We start from the raw sequence: 2811 nt of genomic DNA on the forward strand, positions 1-2811 counted from the left end.
AGCTCAAGCACGGCTTGAGCTTAGCGCTGCAAACAATTGCGCAATATTAGTAGGTGAAAATTAATTTTTGTATAACGCGATTATCGCAATGTTTTTTAGTGCCAGCCCTCTGCTACGGCACAGTGCCATGAAGTGATTTCAAGCTCGTAGCCCTAGGGCAAACCCGTAAGGGGCTCTCAGGGGGGAATTTCAATTCGTCTTCTTTTGCTGTGCCGGACCGCATTCCAAAATGGAATTTTTGCCTCTAATTTGTCGAAATTTATCGATAAATATTGGTTGCCTGCTCGTCGCAGGCAACCCGAGAAGCAACAACTGAGAGGTTAGGGGTGCGCAATTACCTAATCTCTCCTTTTCTCAACTCGCTGGAATAGAGAAGCTTTGTTAGATGATTGGGTCGGAATCTTACCTTTTGGACTTTCGAAATATCTGGCCTGGTTCCATATTATAAAATGGCGCAGAGTTTCTGTGCGGTATAATAAATGCCACATTTCAAAATAGAAATGGACAATCATTGTTAATCACTCAAACGCATTATTAATAAATTGGCATATAATAATTTTCGGAATTCGGGGGTTCTGTAAATGAAGCTGTTCTACATGAGAATATATTGCATAATTATTCTTTTGATATTGCCATTTATCATTTTTTTTAATTTCTTTCATTTGGAAATATTGGATCCGCGTAATGTTTATTGGGTAATGAAAGACGACTGGGGGCAGCATGCTCTGGGTTGGCATGCGTATCAACATGGTGGCGGTGGGAGGTTAAACAGCCATACATTACTTGCTTACCCCACTGGTTTGAGTATTATCTATACTGACTCTAATCCCTTGTTCGCGTTCCTGTTTAAGCCTTTCGTTGAATTTCTTCCAGACAATTTTCAATATATCGGCCTTTGGTTCCTGCTCTGTGTTATTCTACAAGTGTATGTTGGGTGGTTGCTTCTCCGGCCTCACACTGAAAATCGGTGTCTTGCCTTAGCCGGCACGGTTCTTCTTAGCTTGCTGCCAACCCTCTATCATCGCATGGGCCACGATACGCTGATGGCCCATTGGCTTATACTTTTAGCGATATGGATTTATTTCAATTTTGAAAGTAAGTATAGGCCGGTGCTGTGGGCGGGGCTTATGGGGCTTTGTGGACTCGTTCATCCTTATATCTTGGTAATGGTCGCGATAATCTGGTTGGCAGATGTGTGGCAGGGGGCGGAGCCCGGGCTCAAACGTGGAGACTGGCTAGGCCTGCGCAATGTCGTTTCAATCAACCTGCTTGTCCTGCTTGTTCCCATTTCAACATTGGCAATTGCCGGTGCCTATAGTGGGCAAAATGCTGGTGATGGAGGTTTCGGTTACTACTCGATGGGGCTGGACGCCCCTTTCAATCCGTTTTGGCCTCAGGTTTCTTCCATATTCAAAGCGCATCCTGTCGACGACGGGCAGACCGCCGAAGGCTTCCAGTATTTGGGTGCAGGTGTACTGTTTTTGTTAGCGTCGGCGTTGATTATCCATCGGATGGAAGGGCGGGCGCACGATTTTTCGTTCCGTGCCCGCGGTCTCTTGTGGGTCATGGCGCTTCTTATTTTGCTTGCTCTCTCGAGACGTATTCAGATTTACAATCATCGGCTTATTAACTTACCTTTACCTGATTTTGTTGAGCCTGCCTTCTCCATAATCCGGGCATCCGGTCGTCTGTTCTGGCCAGTAGCATACATTCTGGTCTGGATGGCGTTACGTGTCCTGTTCGCTAGCCGGACAAAATGGGCCCCGCGAATAGTGGCGTTGGCCGTGGTTCTGCAGGTCGTAGATTTGAGTGGTTTTGCTGCATTTGAACGGTTTCGTACAAGGGAAGCGTCCGAGTTGCGGACCTTTGCAGTCACGCCGGACCCCCGGTGGTCGAAAATAATCCAAAGTGCAAAGCAAGTTGATTTTTATCCACCTAATGTCCACATCAATGACCGCGTTTTTTACGAAATCGCTTGGCGTGCGGTTACCAACAGGATCCCCGTGAGTACCATGTATGCGGCTCGCCGCGATCCTAAGCAAGACCAGCTAGAGGATCGGGCGCGACGCGCCTTTCAGGACGGCAATCGCGACCCAACACACCTTTATGTACTCATTAATAGGTGCAACGCGCCTGACGGATTGCAATCTAAGGTGCGCGTTATAGACGGTGTGGCAGTTCTCCCTCCCGATGCGGTTTCTATGGACTTGGGCGACGCGCCAGCGCCGACGCTATATTCAATGGGGGAGAACTTGTATTTTGGCTGGAAGGACTTCGGTTCGTGTTTAACCCACCAAGGTTTTTCGATGGCCGACCAGGAGGTTACTCGATCGGTGTTGATCGATAGCCGAATTGGCTTTGACTTATCTGCCCCTGTTAACAGGAGAGCAGTCCTTGAACTTGAGTTGCAGGGAAATAAAAATCCGTCCGCTATTAGCGTAAATATTAATGACGTGTACGCAGGAGAACTTCAGCTTACACGAGGGCGGAACAATTATCACATACCCTTGCCCTCTAGCACGCTTGGTGCGGAGCATATTAAAATAGATATTTCTGTCATTTCTAATCGGGATGTATCTAAAATGAAGGAGAGGTTCTTTTATTCTCTCTACAGGCTACGTCTGGGTTATAGTCATCAGAATGAAATCGGAGCGCCACGGCCTAATGAAGCGGGTCCCGGCAGTCTCGGAGTTTAGGCCGTAGACTCATAACGCTTTGATCCAGATGCGAGAGGCTACAATCTTGACAGCGGCAAGGAAGTTAAGGGGATTTTTGTCGTATCGTGTGGCAATTCCCCTGAACTGCTTGAGC

1 protein-coding gene and 1 pseudogene are annotated in these 2811 nt (G+C 47.5%); one reads left to right on the forward strand and one right to left on the reverse strand.

Features of this window, described 5'->3' with window-relative positions:
* Nucleotides 1-581: 581 nt before the first annotated feature.
* The gene (locus Q0072_RS15590) at nt 582-2696 is read left to right on the forward strand and encodes a DUF6311 domain-containing protein (RefSeq protein ID WP_298331929.1); all 2115 of its coding nucleotides are present in this window, start codon (nt 582-584) and stop codon (nt 2694-2696) included.
* A 9-nt stretch (nt 2697-2705) separates the two neighbouring features.
* Here Q0072_RS15590 and Q0072_RS15595 read toward each other — a convergent pair.
* A pseudogene (locus Q0072_RS15595) lies at nt 2706-2811 on the reverse strand (IS5/IS1182 family transposase); the annotation flags it as partial.

The organism is Asticcacaulis sp., assembly GCF_027484505.1.
In the GTDB taxonomy this organism is placed as follows: Bacteria; Pseudomonadota; Alphaproteobacteria; order Caulobacterales; family Caulobacteraceae; genus Asticcacaulis.

Bases quoted from the DNA above. Each gene is read 5' to 3' on its own strand.
- Q0072_RS15590 (WP_298331929.1), top strand. From the start codon at position 582: ATGAAGCTGTTCTACATGAGAATATATTGCATAATTATTCTTTTGATA.